This window comes from Pantoea sp. K16 (genome assembly GCF_048452805.1).
Taxonomy (GTDB): domain Bacteria; phylum Pseudomonadota; class Gammaproteobacteria; order Enterobacterales; family Enterobacteriaceae; genus Pantoea; species Pantoea agglomerans.
The window spans coordinates 137,614-162,860 of sequence record NZ_JBLWNV010000010.1; the positions used below are offsets into that span (position 1 = coordinate 137,614).

Genomic DNA, 25,247 nt, shown 5'->3' on the forward strand with positions numbered 1-25,247 from the left:
CGGTACGACCAGCGCTATTCTTCTGCCTGTTCAGGCTTTTTCTTCGGGATAAACTGGCGGAACAGCTCCTGACTCTTCAGCGGCTTGCCACCAAGATAGGGCTTCAGGGCGATGCGGGTAAAACGCTTCGCGGCGCGCAGAGTGTCGGCATCGGGAAACTCTCGCTCGCACAGGGCGCGCAATTCGCGGCCGGTAAAGCTGCGCTGATTGACCACCAGGCTGGCAATAAAGCCGCGCTCTTCGCGGTAGCTGTACGTCATGTTGTCGCTGACCGGCTCGCCACTGCCGGCGCAGTGCAGGAAATCGACGCCATAACCCAGGTGACCGAGCAGCGCCAGTTCAAAACGTCGCAGTGCCGGTTCGGGCTTGCCGTGCGTTGAGGCTAGTGCCTGAAGGCAATTGAGATAGTCGAAGAAGAGTTCTGAGAAGGGGAATTCCTGCTGCAATACGCGAGAGACCAGCTCATTAACGTAGAGACCGCAGTAGAGCGTGATGCCGCTGAGCGGTAAGGCCAGCGACACCGCTTCGGCATTGCGCAGAGTTTTGACTTCCCCGCGCCCGCTCCAGCGAACCAGCAGCGGGGTAAAAGGCTGTAACGCCCCCTTCAGCTGCGAGCGCCGCGAACGTGCGCCCTTGGCCAGAACCCGCACCCGCCCTTCGCTTTCGCTGAACAGGTCGAGCAGCAGACTGGTTTCGCTGAAGGGGCGACTATGCAGCACAAAGGCGCGTTGCCAGCCTTCCATTGAATCAGAGATCGTCTGTATAACCCAGGCTGCGCAGCGCACGTTCGTCATCTGCCCAGCCGGATTTCACTTTCACCCACAGTTCGAGATGCACTTTCGCTTCGAACATCTCTTCCATGTCCCTGCGCGCTTCTGTTCCGATGACTTTGATTTTGGCGCCTTTGTTGCCAATCACCATCTTCTTCTGCCCTTCGCGCTCAACCAGAATCAGACCGTGAATGTCGTAACCGCCACGTTCGTTGGTCACGAAGCGCTCGATCTCAACCGTAACGGAGTAAGGCAGTTCAGCACCCAGGAAGCGCATCAGTTTTTCACGGATCATCTCTGACGCCATGAAACGCTGTGAGCGGTCGGTGATGTAATCTTCCGGGAAGTGATGATCGGCCTGCGGCAAATGCTTGCGGGTAATCGCCGCAATGGTATCGACGTTTTTGCCGCTCTCAGCAGAAATAGGCACGATATCGAGGAAGTTCATCTGCTGGCTCAGGAACTGCAGATGCGGCAGCAGAATGCTTTTATCCTGGATGTTATCGACCTTATTGATCGCCAGCACCACCGGCACTTTATTGTCGCGCAGTTTGCCCAACACCATCTCATCATCGGGCGTCCAGCGGGTGCCTTCAACCACGAAGATCACCAGTTCTACGTCGCCAATAGAACTGCTGGCTGCGCGGTTCATCAGACGGTTAATGGCGCGCTTCTCTTCCATGTGCAGACCTGGGGTATCGACGTAGATCGCCTGATATTCGCCTTCGGTATGAATGCCCATGATGCGGTGGCGCGTGGTTTGCGGCTTACGCGAGGTGATCGACACCTTCTGCCCCAGCAACTGGTTCAGTAAGGTGGATTTACCGACGTTTGGTCGGCCAACAATCGCGACAAAGCCGCAATAAGTAACGTTTTCGCTCATTCGAGTCCTGAATTGTTCAGCGCCTGATGCGGCGCCGAAAGAGTGCTATTTGAGTCATGTGTCATTCAGCGTCTTCTGACGCCGGGATAGAGTGTCAGGTTAATGGTTCAGTGCCGGTTCCGGCACTGTCATCCCGACAGATCTATTCAAGACCTAATTTTATCAGTGCCTGTTCAGCCGCTGCCTGCTCAGCTTTACGACGGCTGGAGCCGACGCCGACAACCGGCTCGGCCATGCCACTCACCTGACAGTGAATGGTGAATTCCTGATCGTGGGCTTCGCCACGTACCTGTACCACCAGATAACTTGGCAGCGGCAGATGACGTCCCTGCAGATACTCCTGCAGGCGCGTTTTCGGATCTTTTTGTTTGTCGCCAGGACTGATTTCGTCGAGGCGGGTCTGATACCAGTCGAGGATCAGCTGCTCTACCCGCTCAATACTGCTGTCGAGGAAGATACCGCCAATCAGCGCTTCCACCGTATCCGCCAGGATCGATTCACGACGGAAACCGCCGCTTTTCAGCTCGCCGGGTCCCAGGCGCAGGCACTCGCCAAGATCAAATTCGCGTGCCATTTCAGCCAGCGTGTTGCCCCGCACCAGCGTGGCGCGCATGCGGCTCATGTCACCTTCATCAACCCGCGGGAAGCGGTGATAAAGGGCATTAGCAATCACATAGCTAAGAATAGAATCGCCAAGAAATTCCAGGCGTTCGTTGTGCTTACTGCTGGCGCTGCGGTGAGTCAGGGCCTGCTGTAACAGTTCCGAATGAGTAAAAGTGTAGCCCAGTTTGCGCTGAAGCTTGTTAATCAGGATGGGGTTCATGCGATTCCAATTCTTTGTTGCGTCTGTGACTCTGCATACCAAACGGGGCTGGTAATCCAACACGTTCCGTTTGGTGTGCAGTGGCCTCCCTGAGGAGGCCACCCGATTTGCCTGTTAATCAGACAATAATGTTAGTGGATACCACCGATGCGACTGAATCGCACGCCGGTTGGCCACTGGCCTTCTTGTTTCTCAAAGCTCATCCAGATAGCGACCGCTTTACCGACCAGATTACGCTCCGGGACAAAGCCCCAGTAGCGGCTGTCGGCGCTGTTATCACGGTTGTCGCCCATCATGAAGTATTGCCCTTTCGGCACGACCCAACTCGCCTGCGGCTGACCCGGCTGCTGATAATACATGCCTGCCTGACTCTGCGCTTCGTTTACCAGCAGAATGTCATGCGTCACGTTACCGATTGTCTCTTTGCGGGTTCCCAGGCGCAAACCACCGCGCAGGGTATCGCCCTGCGGCACCTGATAAAAACCGTTGCCGGTTTCGTTGCCATCAAAGCCGCTAAAGGTCTGAACAAAGTTGCTTGGCTCAACATCGGTGTAAGTTACCGCTAACGCTGTGTCACAGGCTTTATCATCGGAGCAGGTCGGTTTCACCGTCAGCGTTTTGCTGTAAGGATCATAAATGACTTTGTCGCCCGGCAGACCGATAACGCGCTTAATGTAATCCAGGCTCGGATCTTTCGGGTATTTAAATACCGCGATATCGCCGCGCTTCGGCTGACCGGTTGGGATCAGCGTCGTCTGGGTGATTGGATCCTTGATGCCGTAAGCAAACTTCTCCACCAGGATAAAGTCACCAATCAGCAGCGTCGGCATCATCGAGCCAGAGGGAATCTGGAACGGTTCGTAGATAAACGAACGCACGATGAAAACCACGGCCAGCACCGGGAACACGGATGCGGTCGTTTCAACCCAGCCTGGCTTTGCAGCGACCTTCGCCAGCGTTTTGCTGTCGAGCGCGTTACCGGTCTGGGCCTGAGCCTCAGCCTGTTTCGCGCGACGCGCGGGTGCCCATTTAAAACGATCAATTACCCATACGATGCCAGTAATCAGCGTCGCTATCGCCAGAATCAGGGCGAACATATTAGCCATTGGAAATCCTTATTTGCTGTCCTTACCGACATGCAGAATGGCGAGGAACGCTTCCTGTGGCAGCTCAACGTTACCAACCTGCTTCATTCGCTTCTTACCATCTTTCTGCTTCTGCAACAGTTTCTTCTTACGGCTGACGTCACCGCCATAACACTTGGCGAGAACGTTTTTACGCAGCTGTTTCACCGTTGAACGCGCGATAATGTGGTTGCCGATGGCAGCCTGAATCGCAATATCAAACTGCTGACGCGGGATGAGCTCTTTCATTTTCTCAACCAGATCGCGTCCGCGATAAGGCGCGTTGTCACGGTGGGTAATCAGCGCCAGCGCATCCACACGCTCAGAGTTAATCAGTACGTCGACGCGTACCATGTCTGAAGGCTGGAAACGTTTAAAGTTGTAATCCAGCGAGGCATAACCGCGCGAAGTTGATTTCAGACGGTCAAAGAAGTCGAGTACCACTTCAGCCATCGGAATTTCGTAAGTCAGTGCCACCTGGTTGCCGTGGTAAACCATGTTGGTCTGCACGCCACGCTTCTCAATACAGAGCGTGATGACGTTGCCCAGATACTCCTGCGGCAGCAGCATGTGACATTCGGCAATCGGTTCACGCAGCTCTTCGATATTGTTCAGTGCCGGCAGCTTGGATGGGCTGTCGACATGAACGATTTCGCCGCTGGTGGTCACGACTTCATACACCACCGTCGGTGCGGTAGTGATCAGATCGAGATCGTATTCGCGCTCCAGACGCTCCTGGATGATCTCCATGTGCAGCAGACCGAGGAAGCCGCAACGGAAACCAAAGCCCAGCGCCGTTGAGCTTTCTGGCTCATAGAACAGCGAGGCGTCGTTCAGGCTAAGCTTACCGAGCGCATCACGGAACGCTTCATAGTCGTCAGAGCTGATTGGGAACAGACCGGCGTAAACCTGTGGCTTCACTTTTTTAAAGCCTGGCAGCGCTTTGTCTGCCGGGTTACGTGCGGTAGTCAGCGTATCGCCCACGGGTGCGCCGAGGATATCTTTAATGGCGCAGACCAGCCAGCCTACTTCACCGCAGTTCAGCTCATTACGATCAACCCGTTTCGGGGTGAAGATACCCAGGCGGTCAGCGTTATAAACCTGGCCGGTGCTCAGGACTTTGATCTTGTCGCCTTTGCGCATGGTGCCGTTTTTCACGCGCACCAGGGAAACAACACCCAGGTAGTTATCGAACCAGGAGTCGATAATCAGTGCCTGCAGCGGCGCTTCCGGATCGCCTTCTGGCGGCGGAATGTCGCGCACTAAGCGTTCCAGCACTTCCGGAACGCCGACGCCGGTTTTGGCTGAGCAGCGCACTGCATCAGTTGCATCAATGCCGACGATATCTTCAATTTCCTGCGCGGCGCGATCGGGATCGGCAGCGGGCAGGTCAATTTTGTTCAGAACCGGCACCACTTCCAGATCCATCTCCATCGCGGTGTAGCAGTTCGCCAGTGTCTGCGCTTCAACACCCTGACCGGCATCCACCACCAGCAGCGCGCCTTCGCAGGCGGCCAGTGAGCGGGAAACTTCATAGGAGAAGTCTACGTGGCCTGGGGTATCGATGAAATTGAGCTGGTAAGTTTGGCCGTCTTTCGCGTGATAATCGAGTGTGACGCTCTGTGCTTTGATGGTGATGCCACGCTCGCGCTCCAGATCCATAGAGTCAAGAACCTGCGCAGCCATTTCACGAGCGGTGAGGCCGCCGCAAATCTGAATCAGGCGGTCAGAGAGCGTAGATTTGCCATGGTCGATATGAGCGATGATGGAGAAATTTCTTATGTGCTTCATTTATTGGGATATCTTCGCTTAAAATTCAGTTGAAAACCTGAGCACAGACACATTCAGGAAGATCGCTCTTTACCCACAATCCTGTCAGCCTCATTAATGACGACGCATATTACACTGTTAACGCCGCGCATAAAAGAATGGAACGTGGTGGAAGCGAAACAGATATCTGCGCGAGGCAGAACAGACAAAGGCCGCGGGATGCGCGGCCTGGACGTGCGTTACGCTTCGCTTTCAACACGCAGCGCATCGGGAGGCAAGGCGATGTTCAGAATGACCGGCTGAAAGGCTTCCCGATCGCCGAATTTCATTGAAACGCCTTTGGCGACAATAAAACCCCCGATACCGCCCAGCAGCGCACCGCAGGCGGCGGCCAGATCGCTGCTGAACAGCGCCTGAAACAGCCCGGAAACCAGGAACAGGCCAAACAGCGGCGTCATGTAGACCAGCAACGCTGAACCCAGCAGGCTGCTCTCTTTGATACCAAGTTCGATCCGCTGCCCCGGCTGCAGCGGCTTGCTGCTGGCGATTTGCATCACGTGGGCATTCTTCGGACCGAGCTTATTCAGCATATGGCTGCCGCAGCCTTTACGCGCCTGGCAGCTGTTGCAGGAGGTTTTTGCTTCAGTGTGCAGCGTGGCGATGCCATCCTGCCATGCCACCACGGTGGCCCATTCTCTCATCATTTTTGTGACCCCAGGTCGATGCTGTCCGCAATACGTTTTGCGGTCGAGGGCGGTAATTCGCCGATCACCGCTATTTCGTTATTATTGCGCACAACGGTCTGTACCGTACGACGCCCAGTGCGCAATGTCTGCGTTGTGCTGGTTTTATCGGCCGGCGTCACGTTGATAGCGAAACTAAACAGGCCATCACTGTAGAGCTTCGATTCCATATTTTTATTCAGACCGGGTAGCGTACGGCGATTCTGCGACACCAGCGACATACCGGCAGGTATCCAGCCTGGCTGCCAGGTGAGCGTGACCGCATCCCCTTTCGGCACCGAAAGCGACGGAGGCAGATTGGCTTTCTCCAGCCCCTGCATCAGATTACGCACCCCTTCGTCCACCGCAAAGCTGATGACGCGGAACTGCTCCAGCGTTTCGCCATCACGATCGAGCAGGTCGATGCGCAGCGGCAGCTTGGTGTCCACATCCAGCCAGACTACATAGCTGTAACGGGTGCCATCGCGTGAAACGATGCGCAACACATCACACATCTGATCGGCAATGCGCGAGCGGCCTACGGTAATAAAATCATAGGCTGTGGCGAGCTTGGTGAAGTCAGCAAAAATTACCGACGGTAAAGCATCGATAATGTGATTGCCGGGGAGCGAAAAGGGATCGAGGCCGGGTTCGAAGTAACTGATATCGTTGCCGCGCTGGATCACTTCCCGACGTGGCCCGTCCATCTGCAACAGCTGAGCGAATATCCGGTTATCGATTACAGCATGACGATAACGCAGCGATTCGATGCCGATGCGGGAAACGTTGATATAGGCGAATTCGTAGTTGAGGTTCTGACTTGCCTGCTCCATCTGCTGCAATAGCGCCCCGGACGCAGAAGGTTGCGCCGGGGCGGCAGATGACCACAACAGGCTGCCTGTCAGCAGGCTAACAGCATACCAAAGCGGCTTCATTACTGCTGTTGCTGTCCTAATGATTGATTTCCGGGAACATCAACCTGCGCCTGTTTTGGCGCAGTGGTTTCAAACTGCAGCTGGTCAGCGTGCAGGCGACGTTGCAGTTCGTAATCCTGCAGCATGGCATTTACGCGACGACGCTGGTCCTGAACCTGCTGGTTAGAACTGTTGGTGTCAAATGCATCAGACGGCACGCCCAGGCTCACCGGAGACGCTTTGCCCATCATCGGCATCGTATTGAACACCGGAGAGTCAGAGGTCTGCGTGGCGCTGCCCTCTGGCTGGTTATAGTGCTGAACGCCTACGATCACGGCCAGTGAAACACAGGCAGCGACACCGACCTGGGTCAGTTGCGCAGCCCACGGGCGCGCTTTTTTCCAGAACGGCATTTTTTCCCAGCGGGAAGGTTCTGGCTGAGCTTCAGGGATCAGCGTTGTAACCGTACGCAACGGTTCTTTTTCGATGGCAGCAGCGACGCGCGCAGAAATATCAAAATGCAGGACATCGCCTACATCACCGCGCATGGTATCGCGAATGAGATGATAGCTTGCCCAGCTTTTCTGTAATTCTGCGTCCTTAGACAAGGCGGAAAACAGCTCGTTATCTAAGGTCTCACCATCCATTAAAGCGGAAAGTTTTTCTTTCTGCATGCCTATGTACCCTTCCAGTAGCCGTTATCACTGACGTTGGATAAGCGGTTGAACTTTGTTATCAATGGCCTCTCGCGCACGAAAGATACGTGATCGAACAGTGCCTACCGGGCAATCCATAATGACGGCGATCTCTTCATAACTCAGACCGTCCAGTTCCCTGAGGGTGATTGCCATACGCAAGTCCTCGGGTAGCGCCTCGATGGTACGAAAGACAATTTGTTTCAATTCTTCTGACAACATTAAGTTCTCAGGGTTCGAAATTTCTTTTAATGCACCCGCACTTTCGAAATTTTCCGCGTCAATAGCATCCACATCGCTGGATGGCGGACGACGCCCCTGAGCAACCAGGTAATTTTTCGCTGTATTTACCGCAATGCGGTACAGCCAGGTATAAAACGCGCTATCGCCCCGGAATGAATCCAGTGCGCGATACGCTTTAATAAACGATTCCTGTACTACATCAGGTACGTCGCCCGAGGGAACATAGCGTGAAACCAGGCTCGCCACTTTATGCTGGTAACGAATCACCAGTAAGTTGAAAGCTTTTTGATCTCCCTTCTGTACGCGCTCGACAAGGACCTGGTCCGTCAACTGCTCGCTCATCCGAGGTAATGTCTCCCCAAATTTTTCATACGCATAAAGTAACTGCCAGCACATCTCATGGTTCTGAGCAAGCATGCGCTTAGAGTTGTGATGTGGTGCGAAGTTCACTTCTCGCCCTGATATTTACCGCTCCGATGGACATTACACAGGTTCTTCGTTTTCGTTCAGTGTAAGGAGCGTAAATCGCAGGCAGAGTAACCTATGACAACAGCTTTTTCATCATTAAATCCTTTAGGTTTAATAAGTTTGCTATAAAAAACCGCGCCAAAAGCAGCCCGGTTTTAACTCACTGATATTAAGTAACTTTGGGAAATCATCAGACAAAAACCTGCGCCAGATGTTTAAAATACTTCACAGCAACCCCCATTGCGCTTATGCTCAGCCCTATTCTTGTTTAGTAAATTAAACATTATGATGAATGCGAACCCGGATTATCAGTGTGATGTACTCATTGTGGGCAGCGGTGCTGCTGGCCTGTCGCTGGCGTTGCGGCTGGCAAAACAGTATCAGGTGACAGTTCTCAGTAAAGCGCAGGTCAATGAGGGGTCAACCCTTTACGCCCAGGGCGGTATTGCTGCGGTATTTGATGAGACTGACAGTATCGAGTCGCACATCGAGGATACGCTGATTGCCGGTGCCGGATTATGCGACCGTGAAGCCGTCTCGTTTATCGCCAGTAATGCCCGGCATTGCGTGCAGTGGCTGATCGACAACGGTGTCGCCTTTGATCTCGATCCGCAGGCGGCCGGCGACATGCGTTATCACCTGACGCGGGAAGGCGGCCACAGTCATCGCCGTATCCTGCACAGCGCTGACGCCACCGGCCACGCGGTTGAAACGACGCTGGTTAGCCAGGCGTTGAGCCATCCCAATATCCGGATTCTGGAACGCACCAACGCAGTCGATCTGATTCTTTCAGATAAAATCGGCCTGCCAGGCCCACGCCGCGTGGTGGGAGCATGGATCTGGAACCGTAATCGCGAACAGGTGGAAACCTGTCGGGCACGGGCCGTGGTGGTTGCAACTGGCGGTGCCGCCAAGGTTTATCAATATACGACTAACCCCGACATCGCCTCCGGTGACGGCATCGCGATGGCCTGGCGTGCCGGCTGCCGGGTTGCCAATCTGGAATTTAACCAGTTCCACCCGACCTGCCTGTTTCATCCGCAGGCGCAGAATTTCCTGTTAACCGAAGCGTTACGCGGAGAAGGTGCCTGGCTGTTGCGTCCCGATGGCAGCCGTTTCATGCCCGATTTCGATGAGCGTGCCGAACTCGCCCCGCGCGATATCGTCGCCCGGGCCATCGATCATGAGATGAAGCGGCTGGGCGTTGACTGTATGTATCTGGACATCAGCCACCAGCCTGAGGAGTTTGTTCGCGCGCACTTCCCGATGATCTATGAGAAGTTGCTGACCTTTGGCTTTGACCTCACCAAAGAACCCATCCCGATTGTGCCTGCCGCGCACTATACCTGTGGCGGCGTAGTCGTTGATCAGCATGGCCAGACCGACGTGAGTGGCCTCTATGCCATCGGTGAGGTGAGTTATACCGGCCTGCATGGCGCTAACCGCATGGCATCCAATTCGCTACTGGAGTGTCTGGTTTATGGCTGGTCAGCCGCAGAGGAGCTGATTCGCACCCTGCCCGCCATCGAAGCCGTTACTGCGCTACCCGCATGGGATGAAAGTCAGGTTGATGACGCCGATGAACGCGTGGTGATCCAGCATAACTGGCACGAGCTGCGGTTATTCATGTGGGACTACATGGGAATCGTCCGCACGACCCGCCGACTGGAGCGGGCGCTGCGCCGCATCAACCTGCTTCAGCAGGAGATCGATGAATATTATCGTCATTTCCGCCTCTCTAATAACCTGCTGGAGCTACGGAATCTGGTGCAGGTCGCTGACCTGATGGTGCGCTGTGCGCTGGAGCGAAAAGAGAGTCGCGGCCTGCACTATATCCGCGACTACCCGGATTTACTGCCCGAGGCGCGGCCAACCATCCTGACGCCGCCGGACTACATAAAAAGGTAGAACTCCCGCGTCAGGCTACACCACTCATCAGAATAGCGGGTGTCCGGCGTGCGGATGGCAAGGCGTTCCAGCAGGGTTTCCCCGGCCTGCGGCGACAGCCCCAGCAGGACGCGGTGCGGCGGACGATGGGCATATTCCGCCACGTCCAGCCGGAAACGCAGATGCCAGCCATCCGCCTGCGCCAGGGCGATGAATTCCTGGCCGGTCGCGGTGGGCAGCACCACGCAGAACATCCCCTCTTCTTCAATCAGTAATGCAGCACTGCGCAACAGTGTCTGATGATCGAGCGTGGCCGTGGCACGGGCGCTGTTCCGTGCCGCAGTCGAACAGGCCACGCCAGGTGCAAAATAAGGCGGATTGCTGACGATTAGCGAGTAACGTTTATCGCACTGTTCAGCCCAGTCGGCGATATCCTGCTGATGAATCTGAATACGTTCAGGCCACGGCGACTGCTGCACATTCTCCTGCGCCTGAAGCGCGGCTTCCGGTTCTAACTCAACCGCATCGATGTTGACCGGCGACGGCGTACGCTGCGCCAGCATCAGCGCGATAAGCCCGCTGCCGCTGCCAATATCCAGAATACGTTTTACTTCGGCAACCGGCGCCCAGGCCCCAAGCAGAATGGCATCGGTGCCCACTTTCATCGCACAGCGATCGTGCGCGACAAAAAATTGTTTAAAGGTAAAACCGTTCTTGTTTAACTGTGGCCGTTCACGCGGCTTATCCTGCATCATTCGTCACTACCATCGTTTTTTTCCTGCCGTACGGCAGCGCATGAGTGTAACGTGACAACAGAGGGAATTCACGCGGCAGACAACCCCAGGCGCAGCCGAAACGGATTAACAGATGAAGATTCAGTCTGATCTGTCTATAATCAGCGCCCCAAACTGAGGTAGACCATGACAGTAACCACATTTTCCGAACTCGAACTCGACGAAAGCCTGCTACAAGCGTTGCAGGAAAAAGGCTTTACGCGCCCAACAGTGATCCAGGCTGCTGCAATTCCGCCCGCGCTGGAGGGCCGTGACGTTCTGGGTTCGGCACCTACAGGGACCGGGAAAACCGCCGCGTATCTGTTACCGGCGTTGCAGCACCTCCTTGATTTTCCGCGTAAGAAATCTGGCCCGCCACGCATCCTGATTGTGACCCCGACCCGCGAACTGGCGATGCAGGTCGCCGATCATGCGCGTGAGCTGGCGAAACATACCCATCTGGACATCGCCACCATCACCGGCGGCGTGGCCTATATGAACCATGCCGAAGTGTTCAGCGAAAACCAGGACATCGTGGTCGCCACCACCGGCCGTCTGCTGCAGTACATCAAAGAAGAGAACTTTGACTGCCGCGCAGTAGAAACCCTGGTGCTGGATGAAGCGGACCGCATGCTCGATATGGGCTTTGCCCAGGATATCGAAACCATCGCGGCTGAAACGCGCTGGCGCAAGCAAACCCTGCTGTTCTCTGCCACGCTGGAAGGCGACAATATCCGTGACTTCGCCGAGCGTCTGCTGAACGATCCGGTTGAGCTGGAAGCGGACCCAAGCCGCCGTGAGCGCAAAAAGATCCAGCAGTGGTACTACCGCGCTGACGATCTCCAGCATAAGACCAAATTACTGATCCATCTGCTGAAACAGCCGGATGTGACGCGCAGCATCGTGTTCGTGCGTAAGCGTGAACGTCTGCATGAGCTGGTGAGCTGGCTGCACGAAGCGGGGATTCGTAGCAGCTATCTTGAAGGCGAAATGGTGCAGGCGAAGCGTAACGAAGCGATTAAACGTCTGAGTGAAGGCCGCGTTAACGTGCTGGTTGCGACGGATATCGCCGCGCGCGGCATTGACGTTGAAGATGTCAGTCACGTCTTCAACTATGACATGACGCGCACCGCTGATACCTATCTGCACCGCATCGGGCGTACCGGTCGTGCGGGCCGTAAAGGTATCGCCATCTCACTGGTTGAAGCGCACGATTTCGTGCTGCTGGGCAAAATCACCCGCTATGTTAACGAGCCGATCAAAGCGCGCGTGATTGATGAGCTGCGTCCTGAGACGCGGGCGCCAAGTGCCAAAACGACCGGCAAACCGTCGAAAAAGGTTCTGGCGAAGCGTGCAGAGCAGAAAGCCAGTGAAACAGAAAAACCGCGTGTGAAAAAACGCCATCGTGATGCCAAAAATGTCGGCAAACGCCGCAAGGCAAGCGGCAGTACGCCAGCTAACGAGAATGCGGAATAAATCATCGCAGCTATAAAAAAATCGCCTCACAGGAGGCGATTTTTTTTATCTGATAATCAGTAACAGCCCTTTCACAAACTTTTGTCTGCCAGAGCGCTTTCTTCATGACACTGTCATCAGCGTGCCGGGCAGTCAGCTGCTTATCTTATTCATAATATTAATAAAAATTGCTGTGTGCGCTTTGCGCTAATTTTCAGCAACCGATAACTCAGGCTGCTTAAAGACTTTCAGTAAAGGTACGGGTAATGACGTCGCGCTGCTGCTCAGGCGTCAGTGAGTTAAAACGCACGGCATAGCCTGAAACACGGATAGTCAGCTGCGGATAGTTTTCAGGATGTTTAACTGCATCTTCCAGCGTTTCGCGACGCAGAACGTTGACGTTCAGATGCTGTCCACCTTCAACACGTACCTGAGGTTTGATTTCAACCGGCACTTCACGGTAAGCGAATTCGCCCAGTTCGCTGATGGCAACAACCTGATCTTCTTCGTAGCCCGCTTTTGCACACAGGCAACGCGCTTCGGCTTTCTCTTCGTCCAGCAGCCAGAAGGAGTTCAGTAGTTGTGAATTGTTTGATTGAGTGATCTGGATACCAGTGATCATGATTGCGTCTCCCGGGTAATACGTGGATAAATCAAATTTGAGGCCCCGGTATATCACCTTTGATTTCGGACAGTTTTGACCTGTATCAATATTAATCAGGCATTCCGGCCGCTTTTAAGCTAACCCATTGATCTCAATATCCCTGCCACCTAAACTTAATTTGCATTATTCAAATTATTTTTGCCTTCAGGTCAGCGGCAGGAACCGCTAAGCTTATGTCACTAACGTTAAGGGAGTTAAACATGGCTGAAAAGCTGACCTGGCACGACGTGCTGGCTGAAGAGAAAGAGAAACCCTATTTTATCGAGACGCTGAAGCAGGTCGCCGATCAACGCGCCGCAGGTGTCACGGTCTATCCGCCGCAGAAAGATGTGTTCAACGCCTTTCGCCTGACGGAACTGGGCGACGTCAACGTCGTGATACTCGGTCAGGATCCCTATCACGGGCCTCATCAGGCGCACGGCCTGGCCTTCTCGGTATTGCCCGGCGTCCAGGTGCCGCCCTCGCTGCAAAATATCTACAAAGAGCTGATGCAGGATATTCCAGGCTTTCAGAAGCCCAGTCACGGCTTTCTTGAGAGCTGGGCAAAACAGGGCGTGATGTTGCTGAACACCGTGTTGACAGTTGAGGCGGGCAAAGCGCATTCCCATGCGCGATTTGGCTGGGAGACCTTTACGGATAATGTGATTGCGGCGATTAACCAGCACTGTGAAGGGGTGATTTTTCTGCTGTGGGGTTCACATGCGCAGAAGAAAGGCAGCATTATCGATCGCCAGCGCCATCACGTGTTGCAGGCACCGCATCCCTCGCCGCTCTCCGCGCACCGTGGCTTTTTCGGCTGCAAACACTTTTCAACAACCAATGAGCTGCTGAGCGCTGCCGGTAAAAAGCCGGTGGACTGGACGCCGGTTTTACCAGACTAACGCCAGAAAGCACACGGCCGCGTCAGTGCGCGGCCGTGTAACGGGATTCAGGCGTTGAATCAGCTTTTCGCTTTGGAAACCGCAACCATCGCCGGGCGCAGCAGGCGACCATTCAGCGTATAGCCACGCTGCATGACCAGCATGACATGGTTTGGCTCAAAATCTTCAGACTCCATCATCGACATCGCCTGATGCACTTCCGGGTTAAACGGCACGCCGGTTTCGCCGACCACTTCAACACCAAATTTACGCACGGCGCCCAGCAGGCCTTTCAGGGTCAGTTCAATCCCTTCAATCATCGAAGCCAGCTGTGGGTCCTCTTTGTTCGCCACTTCCAGCGCACGTTCGAGGCTGTCGATCACCGGCAGCAGTTCGTTGGCAAACTTCTCAAGCGCAAATTTGTGCGCCTTCTCAACGTCCATCTCGGCACGACGACGAATGTTCTCAATCTCTGCCTGCGCACGCAGCTGGGCATCGCGCACACCGGTCTGAGACTGCGCTAATTCAGCTTCGAGCTGAGCAATACGCTCATCACGCGGATCCACCTCTGCCGCTGTCTCCGCTTCCTGAGGTTGCTGCTGATCCTGCTGAATTTCGTCTGAGACTTGCTCGTTTGGGGTGTTCTGTTCTTTACTACTCATGAATTTCTCCGCGTTTTGCACATTCATTTCGCTGGTTGGCTTATTATGGGGATTGGTATGACGGATTCAAGGGAACCTATCACATTGCCTTACCGTTTTGGCTTATAAGGAACACCGACCAGATGAACAAACACTTTAACTGCATTGGTATTGTGGGTCATCCGCGCCATCCCACCGCGTTAACCACGCATGAGATGCTCTGGCGCTGGCTGACAGCCAAAGGTTATCAAGTGATCGTTGAGAAGCAAATTGCGCAGGAGCTGTCGCTTCACGACGTGCAGACGGGCACGCTGGCGGAGATTGGTCAGCAGGCCGATTTAGCGGTCGTGGTGGGCGGTGATGGCAATATGCTGGGTGCAGCGCGGGTGCTGGCGCGCTACGACATTAAAGTGATTGGGATTAACCGCGGTAATCTCGGCTTTCTCACCGATCTTGATCCAGACAATGCGCAGCAGCAGCTGGATGAGGTGCTACAGGGCAACTATTTCGTCGAGAGCCGCTTTCTGCTGGAAGCGCAGGTGTGCAAATCTGACTGCTCGCCGCGCATTGGCTCCGCTATCAACGAAGTGGTGCTGCATCCCGGCAAAGTCGCGCACATGATCGAATTTGAAGTCTACATCGATGAAGTGTTCGCCTTCTCCCAGCGATCAGATGGGCTGATTATCTCGACACCCACCGGCTCGACCGCTTATTCACTCTCTGCGGGCGGCCCGATTCTGACGCCGTCACTTGAAGCGATTGTGCTGGTGCCGATGTTCCCGCATACGCTGTCAGCGCGGCCACTGGTCATCAACAGCAGCAGTACCATCCGTTTGCGCTTTTCCTCACGCCGCAGCGATCTGGAAATCAGCTGTGACAGCCAGATTGCGCTGCCGATTCAGGAAGGCGAAGATGTACTGATTCGACGCAGCGCCAATCACCTGAACCTGATTCACCCCAAAAACTACAGCTATTTCAATACACTGAGTTCAAAACTGGGCTGGTCAAAAAAATTGTTCTGAAATGCGGCCTCCCCTCTTTACTGGATAAAAAACCAGTTTATACTGTATGAAAAACCATATGTGTTTATTCATACAGGTGAACCTATGCTGGCCCAACTGACCATCAGTAATTTCGCTATCGTTCGTGAGCTCGACATTGATTTTCAACGCGGCATGACAGCAATCACTGGTGAGACCGGTGCCGGTAAGTCTATCGCGATTGATGCGCTGGGATTATGCCTGGGCGGTCGTGCTGATGCCGACATGGTGCGTCAGGGTGCCAGCCGGGCCGATCTTTGCGCCCGCTTCCAGCTTAAGTCCTCCCCTTCTGCTCAGCGCTGGCTGATAGATAATCATCTGGACGATGGCAACGAATGTCTGCTGCGCCGGGTTATCAGCGCTGACGGACGTTCCCGCGGCTTTATAAATGGCACGGCAGTGCCGCTCTCTCAGCTGCGCGATCTTGGCCAGTTACTGATTCAGATCCACGGCCAGCATGCCCATCAGCTTCTGCTCAAACCAGACCATCAGAAACATCTGCTGGATGCCTATGCCGGTCACGACGATCTGCTGCAGCAAATGCGCGCCAGCTATCAGACCTGGCATCAGAGCTGCCGCACCCTGGCGCTGCATCAGCAGCAGGCGCAGGAGCGCGAATCCCGTCGCGAGCTGTTGCAGTATCAGTTGAAAGAGCTGAACGACTTCGCTCCGCAGCAGGGTGAATATGAGCAGATCGACGAAGAGTACAAGCGTCTGGCCAACAGCGGACAGTTGCTGTCGACCAGCCAGCAGGCACTGCAACTGTTAGCAGACAGCGATGACAATAATCTCAACAGCCTGCTCTACAGCGCACGTGAGATGATTTCAGAACTGACCTCGCTGGATGAGAAGCTGAACGGCGTTCACAACCTGCTGGAAGAGGCGGCGATTCAGCTGAGCGAAGCCAGCGACGAACTGCGCCACTACTGCGACAGCCTCGATCTGGATCCTAACCGCCTGTACGAACTGGAACAGCGTATTTCGCGCCAGATCGCCTTAGCCCGTAAGCATCACGTCACCCCTGAAGGGCTGCCTGAACTGCATCAGCAACTGCTGGCGGAAGCGGAATTGCTGTCTCAGCAGGAGAGCGATCAGGAGAGCCTGCAATTACTGGTGGGTGAACACTATCAGGCCGCGCTGCAAAGCGCAGAGCAGCTGCATCAGCAGCGCAGCGACTATGCCGATGAGTTGCAGTTGCTGATTACCCAGAGTATGCACCTGCTCTCGATGCCGCATGGCCAGTTTAAAATCGCGCTGACCTTTAATCCGGATCAGCTGACCGCAGACGGTGCGAGCCGCGTTGATTTCCAGGTCACGACTAACCCAGGTCAGCCACTGCAGCCGCTGGGCAAAGTCGCTTCGGGCGGTGAACTGTCACGTATCGCTCTGGCGATTCAGGTCATCACCGCGAAGAAAATGGAAACGCCGGCGATGATTTTCGATGAAGTGGATGTCGGGATCAGCGGCCCGACCGCCGCTGTGGTCGGTAAACTGTTGCGCCAGCTGGGCGAATCAACCCAGGTAATGTGCGTAACCCACCTGCCGCAGGTTGCCGGTTGTGGTCATCAGCATTTTTATGTCAGCAAAGAGACCGATGGTGCGATGACCGAGACCCATATGCAGCCGCTGGACAAGCGTGCACGTCTGCAGGAACTGGCACGACTGCTGGGTGGCAGCGAGGTCACACGCAACACCCTGGCCAACGCAAAAGAACTTTTAGCCGCATAGCAGCGCACTTTTTTAACCGGCTGGGGTCATAAGCTTGCTCTGTAGAGGTTTCCAATAGCGAAAAGGTTTATTATCATCGGCACTTATGTCGCCAAAGTAATAAAGCCTGCCGCAGGCAGAGTTCAGATTTTGATGGCAAGAAAACCGCCTGTAAAAGGCGTTTGGCCCCGGAAAAGGAATGTATAGATGCGCTGTAAAACGCTGACTGCCGCGGCAGTAGTAATGTTGATGATGACCGCCGGATGTTCCACCTTAGAGCGCGTGGTCTATCGTCCTGATATCAACCAGGGTAACTATCTGGTAGCTAACGACGTAGCCAAGATCCATACCGGTATGACACAGCAACAGGTGGCTTACACCCTCGGTACGCCGATGATGAAAGACCCGTTTGGCAGCAACGTATGGTATTACGTGTTCCGTCAGGAGCCAGGTCATGAGCGCGTGAAGCAGCAGACGCTGACACTGAACTTTGATGGTAACGGTGTTCTGACTAACATCGACAATAAGCAGAATCTGGCCAGAAACAGCGACTGATTGAACCTAAGACCGTTTAAACGACAGACAGCAAAAAGGCGCACTGAGCGCCTTTTTTTATGCCTGCTATCCACTGAGCCTGAAGGGATAGCGACTTATTTTTTGCTTTCTGCCGCTCGCTCTGCGCGCTGACGGCGCAGCTCTTTGGGATCGGCAATCAGCGGACGATAGATCTCAATACGATCGCCCTCATTAACCTCATCACCCAGCTTCACTGGTCGACTGTAGATGCCGACTTTGTTACTGGTGAGGTCAATCTCCCGACGCAGTTCCAGTAGCCCTGACTTTTGGATGGCCTGCTCTACCGTGCTGCCCTGCTCCACTTTCACGTAAAGCTGATACTGTTTTTCAGGTAAGGCGTAGACCACCTCAACGGAGATCTCAGGCACTGTAGACCTCTTTGGCACGCTGAGTGAAAGCCTGCACCATGCTGTTAGCAAGCTCTTTGAAGATACGTCCAAAGGCCATCTCTACCAGCATGTTGGTGAATTCAAACTCCAGGCTTAATTCAACCTTGCAGGCGTCATCGCCCAGCGAGACGAACTTCCAGCCGCCGGTCAGCTTGCGGAACGGTCCATCAACCAGTTGCATATGGATGCTCTGGTTATCTGTCAGGGTATTGCGGGTGGTAAATGTCTTGCTGATGCCCGCTTTCGACACATCCACGGACGCAGTCATCTGATTATCTGACGCATCCAGCACGCGGCTTCCGGTGCAACCCGGCAGGAATTGCGGATAGGCATCCACATCATTTACAAGTTTGTACATCTGCCCGGCACTAAACGGGACCAGCGCCGAACGACTAATCTGAGCCATAATGGTTCCTGTTCATCACGAAACCGCTGAATAATAGCATTTTCAGCGATTAAACAAAAATGTCCCCGAGTGAGGGTGTGCTAGAATATCCCGTTTCCTGCCGCCCCGCTGGACTGGGGATGCGATAACCGACTAAGTGATGTAAAATACGCCGCACTATGACAAAGAAAAAAGCACACAAACCCGGTTCTGCCACTGTTGCCATGAACAAACGCGCCCGTCACGAGTACTTCATTGAAGAGGAGTACGAAGCGGGATTGTCGTTACAAGGATGGGAAGTTAAGTCACTTCGTGCTGGTAAAGCCAACATCAGCGACAGCTATATTCTGCTGCGCGATGGCGAAGCCTTTCTGTTCGGTTCAACCTTTCAACCCTTAGCCGTTGCCTCCAGTCACGTGGTCTGTGACCCAACGCGCAGCCGTAAGCTGCTGCTGAAGCAACGTGAACTCGACTCCCTGTATGGCCGCGTCAACCGCGAAGGCTACACCATCGTGGCGCTGTCGTTGTACTGGAAGAACGCCTGGTGCAAACTGAAGATTGGTGTTGCACGCGGTAAAAAAGAGCACGACAAGCGCGATGATATCAAAGACCGCGAATGGCAATTAGACAAAGCACGTATCATGAAGAATTCAAAGCGTTAAGCACTGGATTTTGAGTTGTTTTGTTGTTAGTATTTGAAGTTCTGGGGCTGATTCTGGACTCGACGGGATTGTGAAGCCTTAGGAGCATGCCGAGGGGCGGTTTGCCTCGTAAAAAGCCGCAAAAAAATAGTCGCAAACGACGAAAACTACGCACTAGCAGCTTAATAACCTGCTTAGAGCCTTCTCTCCCTAGCTTCCGCTCTTAAGACGGGGATCAAGAGAAGTCAAACCCAAAAGAGATCGCGTGGATGCCTTGCCTGGGGTTGAAGCGTTAAATCCAATCAGGCTAGTCTGTTAGTGGCGTGTCTGTTCGCAGCTAACCGGCGAATGTAAAAACTGACTAAGCATGTAGTGCCGACGGTGTAGTAATTTCGGACGCGGGTTCAACTCCCGCCAGCTCCACCAAAATTCTTCAAAGATGGTTCCAGTGCCATCCGCAGAAGTCCTGAAAGCCCGCACGGCACAAGCCCTGCGGGCTTTTTTGTGTCTGTAATCTTCCGAGACGATCCGCCTGAATCCAGAGATAATTGGTACACGTTTAGGTACACGCTATAATGTGTACCTAAAAACGTGTACCAATTATGGACGGAAACCAGTCATGGCGCGGATGACACGCCCCCTCACCAATAACGAAATCCTCAAAGCTAAGCCTCAAGAAAAAGACTTCACGCTACATGACGGGGATGGGCTATTCCTACTCATCAAAACGTCTGGTAAGAAGCTATGGCGTTTTCGCTACCAGCGACCAAATAGTAGTAGCCGCACAAATCTGAGCCTAGGCTCTTACCCTGCCCTGACGCTCGCTATAGCACGCCAGATGCGTGACCAGTATCTGTCGCTACTTGCGCAAGGGATCGACCCGCAAAAACAGCAAGAGGAAGTTTCAGAGCAACGACAAATTGAGCTGGATAGCATTTTTTTAGTTGTGGCCGGAAGGTGGTTCCAGCTCAAAAGCAAAAACGTCACTGAGGATTACGCGAAGGATATTTGGCGATCGCTGGAAAAGGATGTCTTTCCCGCTATTGGTGAAATTCCTGTCCAACTACTTAAAGCTAGAACGATAGTAGAATCGCTTGAGCCTATTAAAGCGCGCGGAGCGCTTGAGACAGTTCGCCGTCTTGTTCAGCGTATTAACGAGATCATGATTTATGCGGTCAACACAGGGTTGATCGATGCAAATCCCGCTTCTGGCGTTGGTATGGCTTTCGAAAGGCCAAAAAAACAAAACATGCCAACTTTGCGACCGGAAGAACTGCCAAAGCTAATGCGTTCTCTAGTCATGTCAAACCTCTCTATTCCGACTCGCTGCCTAATTGAATGGCAACTCCTGACGCTCGTTCGCCCTTCAGAGGCTTCTGGCGCTCGATGGGCAGAGATCGACTTTGATAACCGACTTTGGACAATCCCCGCTGAACGGATGAAAGCAAAACGTACGCATCTAATCCCCCTGTCCGACCAAGCACTAACAGTACTAAAGGTAATGAGGTCAATCAGTGCAAATCGAGAATTTATTTTTCCTAGTAGAAACGACCCTAAGCAGCCAATGAACAGTCAAACAGCAAATGCTGCTTTAAAACGTATAGGCTATAGAGGTAAGCTTGTAGCCCACGGGCTACGCTCAATAGCAAGTACTGCGCTAAATGAAGCTGAATTTAATGCTGATGTAATAGAAGCAGCACTAGCCCATAAAATTTCTAACGAGATACGTAGTGCTTACAATAGATCGACTTATCTTGAACAAAGAAAAATTTTAATGAATTGGTGGGGAGAATTTGTTTATCAAACCTCCAAATGCTCTTAAAGGAATGCTTATGAAACTTAATGCTGATAGAGAAAAATTATTTTCAAACCCCGAAGCAGGAAGGCTGTTCAACCTGCTAAATCAATTGAATGAAGAAGGTAAGCTTCATTTGATGGAGTCCGAGTTATATTATGACTTTCCTTTATATAAAGACGATGAAGATAAATTAGTTATATCTCCCTTGATGTTGGTTTCAAGATTATATGGTGTAATCATATTTTTTCTTTCTAACTGTCATGAAAGAGATGCTCTCGAAACATTGCAGAAAAATGATCTTTCATTGGAAAACATATATAGCCAAATATATTCTAGGCTTCTCAAGCAAAAAAACCTTCGGAAAAATCGAAGAGATTTAAAAATTTCTGTTGAGTCGGCTATTTTTGCGCCATATGTTAATCCTGAATATTCCTATGACACAGAAAGCGAAGTAATTATATCAAAGGCGTCATTAGAAAAATTTATTGAACAGTTTGAAGATCCTATTGATGATGACATATATAGTGAGACAGCGTCTACGATCGAAGGTGGCAAAGGATTAATTCGTGTTAAAACTAGAGATATTGAAGGCTTTTCATCACAATCAAAAGTACAAATAGTAAATAGGCTAGAGTCTTCGATAGCTCGATTTGACAGCAATCAATTAGGTAGTTGCGTCAATGAGGTTGAAGGTATTGAAAGAATTAGGGGGCTTGCAGGATCAGGTAAAACTGTAGTTCTTGCTATGAAGGTTGCAATTACTCACTTACGTCACCGTGATAAAAAAATATTATACACATTCAGCACGAAAGCTCTATATCAGCATGTTAAAAGATTAATTACCCGTTTCTATAGACAGTTCGATGACTTAGATCCTGATTTCGAAAATAGCATACATATTTTGCATGCATGGGGAGGCGGAAGTGCCGCTGGAGTATATTATAATGCTTGCCTAAATAATTCAGCACCAGTCCTTAACTTTGCTGAAGCTTATCGAGCCAATCCAAAAGAGCCTTTTTCGTACGCTTGCAAAAACTTAATAGATAATTACTCAATAAAAGAAACTTACGATTATGTCTTTGTTGATGAAGCACAAGATTTTGATAGCAACTTTTTACAGCTCTGCTTGAAATTAGCAAAAGAAGACAAAATGGTTTTTGGCTTAGATGTCTTCCAAAACATATTTCAAACATCCGCCCCTTCCATTGAAGAGATTTTAGGTGAAGGCAAAAGTCTTAGTTTAGATAAATTCCTTAATAGCTGTTATAGAACTCCCTGTGCAACACTTGTATGCGCGCATGCTATTGGTTTAGGTATTTACAGAAGACCCGTGCAAGCGATTAAAACACCTGAGGACTGGGAAAATCTTGGCTATAAACTTAATGGAGCTTATGGTGATAGATTTACATCAAATCAAGAAATTTCAGTTTATCGTGATATAGAAACCTCCCCGTCATTATATGATGAAGATAAAGAGAAATTAATTATCACTCAGCATCATGAAAACATTCTTCTCGAATGTGAATGGGTTGCTGAAAAAATCAATAACGACATTGTAAATGAAGGGCTAAATGCTTCCGATATTTTAATAATTTGCGCTGACGATAGACATTTTAAAAATTACTATAATCAAATATCCCGCTATCTTTCACAATATTCTATTGATGTTAATAATGTCAATGCGGATAAGTTCAACATCAGCGACTTTTCCGTAGATAATAAAGTTACATACTCAACAATCCACAAAGCAAAAGGAAATGAGGGATATAGTGTTTATATAGTCGGCAGCGAAAGTCTTTATCACAACCCTAATGTAAAAAATAGAAACTTGCTTTTCACTGCTATGACAAGGACTAAAGGATGGCTTGTAATGACAGGAATTGGCGTTCCTGCACTTGAGCTATTTGATGAAATACAAGATGCTAAATCACGCATCCCTTATCTTCAATTTAATTATCCATCTGGTGAAGAACTTCACAAAATTGAGATAGACTTACAAAGATTTGTGCACAATGAAGAAGCTGAAGATTTCAAAAAGCTCTTGGACTTACATGGCGCCGAGGGATTAAAAGCTATGATAAGAGAATTTGAAGCTAAAAAGGTGAAAAAATGACAATTCATCCAGCTACTTTTAATTCATCTAGCAAAGAATCCATTAACCTTGTTAGAAACATGATGATGTTGGGAAATTATAACAATGATATTTTTTACCCTAACAACATGCCTAGCGAACTGAGGCCACTTCCTTACGAAAAAGCTTGGGAAAAATGCACCATAAGTAATTGGTTTAATATACAACTTGAAGACGGATCATTACTTATTTACAAAAAAGATAGCTATATCTATATGATGACCCCTGTAAAAACCCTTTCATACGAAGAATATTTAGAAAGCTATTACCCCCAAGATGAATGGGGTGATGCAGATGAATTCAAGGTAATGATTTCTCAAGAGTATGATAACTATATTGATACGCACACTAAGAACTTCCCACCATTGCCAGTGCGGTATGATATTGATGAGGAGCATTATTGTGAGCATTCTCACCCATATTGTCATTTTCATTTTGGAATCGAAAATGAAGGTCGAGTAGCCACTCAAAAAATATTGACCCCCCTTTCTTTCACAGCCTTCATCTTACGTTCCTTTTATCCTAAGCAATGGAAAAAATATTCAGAATCCGATTTAATAACTGAACACTTGAGACATTTTAAAGGAAACTTAGGTGTATCACCGCCTAACTACTGGAAAGGATATGAAAAAGATTTGTTATACATAGGATAGGTAAGGGTCAGACTTGCGCGCAATGCTATCCCCGCCACGCCTGCCCGCTTTATGCACCGCTTTTCATGCAGGTGCATGATGCGGGCAGAGCCTCGGCCGTTGTGGCCTGAATGGGAGAAAGCGGTACATGATTTTGCATGCAGATCCATGCACGCTATGCATGCACGGCTCTTTACAAAGCGGCTCGCCAGAAAAAAGGATTCAGTAAGACAAAGACAGGAATAAAAAAGCCGCTGGTTATGCAGCGGCAGTGTGAGGGATTAATGAATCTGGCGGAATGCAGAACCATAACGGCCCAGCGTCTGGCGTTCTCTTGCTGGTTCCGGTGATAGTACCGGTATTTTTTCCGGCTGTGGCGGTGCGGTGATCACCTTTGTGATGCTCTCATTCGTCTTGAAAGTACAGGAGCAGTCGAGGTTAGTGCACTGGTGATAACGCTCTTTTACCTGCTCTGACATATAGCGGCTCGATTTGGTATGTGCCGCGCTTTTGCAGTAGGGACAGTGCATCATTTCTGGCTGCCTTCCTGAAGTTTTGCACGCTGCGCCCGGATTGATTCAGCCAGCTTCTGGCGGCGCATAGGATGGCGGTAAAGCTCCATATCAATGCCCGTAAGCGGCGGGCGATACAGACCAATATTCTCCAGCAGCGGAGCCTCATTTAGTATGCTGTCTGGCAGAGCAGCAGCCGCCCGCGTCAGCGCTTCACCGACCAGATAAGCCACGTCCTTAATACTATCCCGGTCGTCTCCGGCAAACGTCGGGGAAAGCTCTTCACGACGGAGACGCAGCTTAATGGCCCACAGCAGCGACGGACTTACGTTACGCAGGGCTGACTGCCAGTGCGCATCCGCGAACCCTGTAAAAGCCTCCTGGTGCGATTCAACATACTCTTTACCACTGCCGCAGCATTTCAGCATCGCCTCCTGCTTATCCAACACCAGCTCTTTAAGCAGCCCGCCGAACTCATCGGCCAGTTCACGGCTGGCGATGCGCTGAGAATGTTCGGCGCGCAGCTCGTCGGTGAGATTGCCTCGCAGGTTGCGAAAGCTCGTGCGCCAGTTGCTCTCGGCTTCTTTCCCTGCCTCGATGGCTGACTGCTGTTCTTTTTCACAGCGGGCGATATCGGCGCAGATGCCGTTATAGGCTTTCATCCTTTCGGTATGTTCAGCGTGAGCTTTCTCGAAGCGTTCCAGTGATGCAGGTTTCTGTTCCGGGGTGGTCATGATTGTCTCT

General features: G+C 51.8%; 26 protein-coding genes and 1 other RNA gene. 11 read left to right on the plus strand and 16 right to left on the minus strand.

The features are described from left to right. Positions 1-14: 14 nt before the first annotated feature. The 9 genes from recO to rpoE all read right to left on the minus strand — a co-directional run bounded on the left by recO (position 15) and on the right by rpoE (position 8,286). Positions 15-743, minus strand: a complete 729-nt coding sequence (gene recO / locus ACK13D_RS14595) for a DNA repair protein RecO (protein ID WP_010257651.1) — start codon at positions 741-743, stop codon at positions 15-17. Between the two features lie 4 nt (positions 744-747). Beyond that, positions 748-1,653 (minus strand): GTPase Era, encoded by a 906-nt coding sequence (era, locus tag ACK13D_RS14600; protein ID WP_010257653.1) that lies wholly within the window; start codon positions 1,651-1,653, stop codon positions 748-750. 142 nt (positions 1,654-1,795) lie between these two features. Beyond that, positions 1,796-2,476, minus strand: a complete 681-nt coding sequence (rnc, locus tag ACK13D_RS14605; RefSeq protein ID WP_010257656.1) for a ribonuclease III — start codon at positions 2,474-2,476, stop codon at positions 1,796-1,798. Between the two features lie 131 nt (positions 2,477-2,607). After that, a complete protein-coding gene (gene lepB, locus ACK13D_RS14610) occupies positions 2,608-3,582 on the minus strand; it encodes a signal peptidase I (RefSeq protein ID WP_010257658.1) in 975 nt (324 codons plus the stop codon). Positions 3,583-3,591: 9 nt separating this feature from the next. Continuing rightward, the gene (lepA, locus tag ACK13D_RS14615; RefSeq protein ID WP_010257661.1) at positions 3,592-5,391 is read right to left on the minus strand and encodes a translation elongation factor 4; all 1,800 of its coding nucleotides are present in this window, start codon (positions 5,389-5,391) and stop codon (positions 3,592-3,594) included. A 218-nt stretch (positions 5,392-5,609) separates the two neighbouring features. Then, a complete protein-coding gene (gene rseC, locus ACK13D_RS14620; RefSeq protein WP_010257664.1) occupies positions 5,610-6,074 on the minus strand; it encodes a SoxR-reducing system protein RseC in 465 nt (154 codons plus the stop codon). Then, positions 6,071-7,027: a sigma-E factor regulatory protein RseB gene (rseB, locus tag ACK13D_RS14625; protein ID WP_010257666.1), complete on the minus strand. Its 957-nt coding sequence runs from the start codon at positions 7,025-7,027 to the stop codon at positions 6,071-6,073. The genes rseC and rseB overlap by 4 nt, the downstream gene beginning before the upstream one ends. Beyond that, the gene (rseA, locus tag ACK13D_RS14630) at positions 7,027-7,680 is read right to left on the minus strand and encodes an anti-sigma-E factor RseA (RefSeq protein ID WP_010257667.1); all 654 of its coding nucleotides are present in this window, start codon (positions 7,678-7,680) and stop codon (positions 7,027-7,029) included. Before rseA ends, rseB begins: the two co-directional genes overlap by 1 nt. 27 nt (positions 7,681-7,707) lie before the next feature. Beyond that, positions 7,708-8,286: an RNA polymerase sigma factor RpoE gene (gene rpoE, locus ACK13D_RS14635; RefSeq protein WP_010257669.1), complete on the minus strand. Its 579-nt coding sequence runs from the start codon at positions 8,284-8,286 to the stop codon at positions 7,708-7,710. Between the two features lie 414 nt (positions 8,287-8,700). Here rpoE and nadB point away from each other — a divergent pair, with 414 nt between their 5' ends. Beyond that, the gene (gene nadB, locus ACK13D_RS14640) at positions 8,701-10,320 is read left to right on the plus strand and encodes an L-aspartate oxidase (RefSeq protein WP_010671303.1); all 1,620 of its coding nucleotides are present in this window, start codon (positions 8,701-8,703) and stop codon (positions 10,318-10,320) included. Here nadB and trmN read toward each other — a convergent pair. Beyond that, complete coding sequence (gene trmN, locus ACK13D_RS14645) at positions 10,305-11,054, minus strand: tRNA(1)(Val) (adenine(37)-N(6))-methyltransferase TrmN (RefSeq protein WP_060680756.1); 750 nt, start codon at positions 11,052-11,054, stop codon at positions 10,305-10,307. The genes nadB and trmN overlap by 16 nt on opposite strands. Before the next feature lie 165 nt (positions 11,055-11,219). Between trmN and srmB the strand changes: the two genes are divergently transcribed. Continuing rightward, entirely contained in the window at positions 11,220-12,548 is a 1,329-nt protein-coding gene (gene srmB, locus ACK13D_RS14650) for an ATP-dependent RNA helicase SrmB (RefSeq protein ID WP_010257676.1), read from the plus strand. Positions 12,549-12,765: 217 nt separating this feature from the next. Here srmB and grcA read toward each other — a convergent pair whose 3' ends face one another. Beyond that, positions 12,766-13,149: an autonomous glycyl radical cofactor GrcA gene (gene grcA, locus ACK13D_RS14655; RefSeq protein ID WP_010672180.1), complete on the minus strand. Its 384-nt coding sequence runs from the start codon at positions 13,147-13,149 to the stop codon at positions 12,766-12,768. A gap of 242 nt (positions 13,150-13,391) precedes the next feature. On the opposite strand from grcA, the gene ung reads away from it, so the two are divergent. Further along, complete coding sequence (gene ung / locus ACK13D_RS14660; RefSeq protein WP_022624103.1) at positions 13,392-14,072, plus strand: uracil-DNA glycosylase; 681 nt, start codon at positions 13,392-13,394, stop codon at positions 14,070-14,072. 59 nt (positions 14,073-14,131) lie between these two features. Here the strand turns inward: ung and grpE are convergent, their stop codons facing one another. Further along, a complete protein-coding gene (grpE, locus tag ACK13D_RS14665) occupies positions 14,132-14,713 on the minus strand; it encodes a nucleotide exchange factor GrpE (RefSeq protein ID WP_089415028.1) in 582 nt (193 codons plus the stop codon). Between the two features lie 122 nt (positions 14,714-14,835). On the opposite strand from grpE, the gene nadK reads away from it, so the two are divergent. The 3 genes from nadK to bamE all read left to right on the plus strand — a co-directional run bounded on the left by nadK (position 14,836) and on the right by bamE (position 17,994). Beyond that, positions 14,836-15,714, plus strand: coding sequence for an NAD(+) kinase (gene nadK / locus ACK13D_RS14670; protein WP_010257685.1), 879 nt, complete (start codon positions 14,836-14,838; stop codon positions 15,712-15,714). A gap of 84 nt (positions 15,715-15,798) precedes the next feature. After that, positions 15,799-17,460, plus strand: a complete 1,662-nt coding sequence (gene recN / locus ACK13D_RS14675; RefSeq protein ID WP_418796718.1) for a DNA repair protein RecN — start codon at positions 15,799-15,801, stop codon at positions 17,458-17,460. A 186-nt stretch (positions 17,461-17,646) separates the two neighbouring features. Beyond that, complete coding sequence (gene bamE / locus ACK13D_RS14680; RefSeq protein ID WP_010672176.1) at positions 17,647-17,994, plus strand: outer membrane protein assembly factor BamE; 348 nt, start codon at positions 17,647-17,649, stop codon at positions 17,992-17,994. Between the two features lie 95 nt (positions 17,995-18,089). Here the strand turns inward: bamE and ACK13D_RS14685 are convergent, their stop codons facing one another. Both ACK13D_RS14685 and ACK13D_RS14690 read right to left on the minus strand, forming a co-directional pair. Further along, positions 18,090-18,383 (minus strand): RnfH family protein, encoded by a 294-nt coding sequence (locus tag ACK13D_RS14685; protein WP_010257690.1) that lies wholly within the window; start codon positions 18,381-18,383, stop codon positions 18,090-18,092. After that, positions 18,376-18,810, minus strand: a complete 435-nt coding sequence (locus ACK13D_RS14690) for a type II toxin-antitoxin system RatA family toxin (protein ID WP_010257692.1) — start codon at positions 18,808-18,810, stop codon at positions 18,376-18,378. The genes ACK13D_RS14685 and ACK13D_RS14690 overlap by 8 nt, the downstream gene beginning before the upstream one ends. A 158-nt stretch (positions 18,811-18,968) precedes the next feature. Here ACK13D_RS14690 and smpB point away from each other — a divergent pair, with 158 nt between their 5' ends. The 5 genes from smpB (at position 18,969) to ACK13D_RS14715 (ending at position 24,012) form a co-directional block, all read left to right on the plus strand. Then, positions 18,969-19,451 (plus strand): SsrA-binding protein SmpB, encoded by a 483-nt coding sequence (gene smpB / locus ACK13D_RS14695; RefSeq protein WP_010257694.1) that lies wholly within the window; start codon positions 18,969-18,971, stop codon positions 19,449-19,451. A 43-nt stretch (positions 19,452-19,494) separates the two neighbouring features. Beyond that, positions 19,495-19,856: a transfer-messenger RNA gene (ssrA, locus tag ACK13D_RS14700) on the plus strand. Positions 19,857-20,049: 193 nt separating this feature from the next. After that, positions 20,050-21,252: an integrase domain-containing protein gene (locus tag ACK13D_RS14705; protein WP_418796721.1), complete on the plus strand. Its 1,203-nt coding sequence runs from the start codon at positions 20,050-20,052 to the stop codon at positions 21,250-21,252. Positions 21,253-21,262: 10 nt separating this feature from the next. Further along, positions 21,263-23,341: a DEAD/DEAH box helicase gene (locus ACK13D_RS14710; protein ID WP_418796723.1), complete on the plus strand. Its 2,079-nt coding sequence runs from the start codon at positions 21,263-21,265 to the stop codon at positions 23,339-23,341. Then, positions 23,338-24,012, plus strand: coding sequence for a DUF2290 domain-containing protein (locus ACK13D_RS14715; protein WP_418796725.1), 675 nt, complete (start codon positions 23,338-23,340; stop codon positions 24,010-24,012). Before ACK13D_RS14710 ends, ACK13D_RS14715 begins: the two co-directional genes overlap by 4 nt. Before the next feature lie 260 nt (positions 24,013-24,272). Here ACK13D_RS14715 and ACK13D_RS14720 read toward each other — a convergent pair whose 3' ends face one another. Both ACK13D_RS14720 and ACK13D_RS14725 read right to left on the minus strand, forming a co-directional pair. Next, on the minus strand, positions 24,273-24,524 hold the full coding sequence (locus ACK13D_RS14720) for an ogr/Delta-like zinc finger family protein (protein WP_111140618.1): 252 nt from the start codon (positions 24,522-24,524) through the stop codon (positions 24,273-24,275). Continuing rightward, on the minus strand, positions 24,521-25,237 hold the full coding sequence (locus ACK13D_RS14725) for a hypothetical protein (protein ID WP_418796727.1): 717 nt from the start codon (positions 25,235-25,237) through the stop codon (positions 24,521-24,523). Before ACK13D_RS14725 ends, ACK13D_RS14720 begins: the two co-directional genes overlap by 4 nt. Positions 25,238-25,247: the final 10 nt, after the last annotated feature.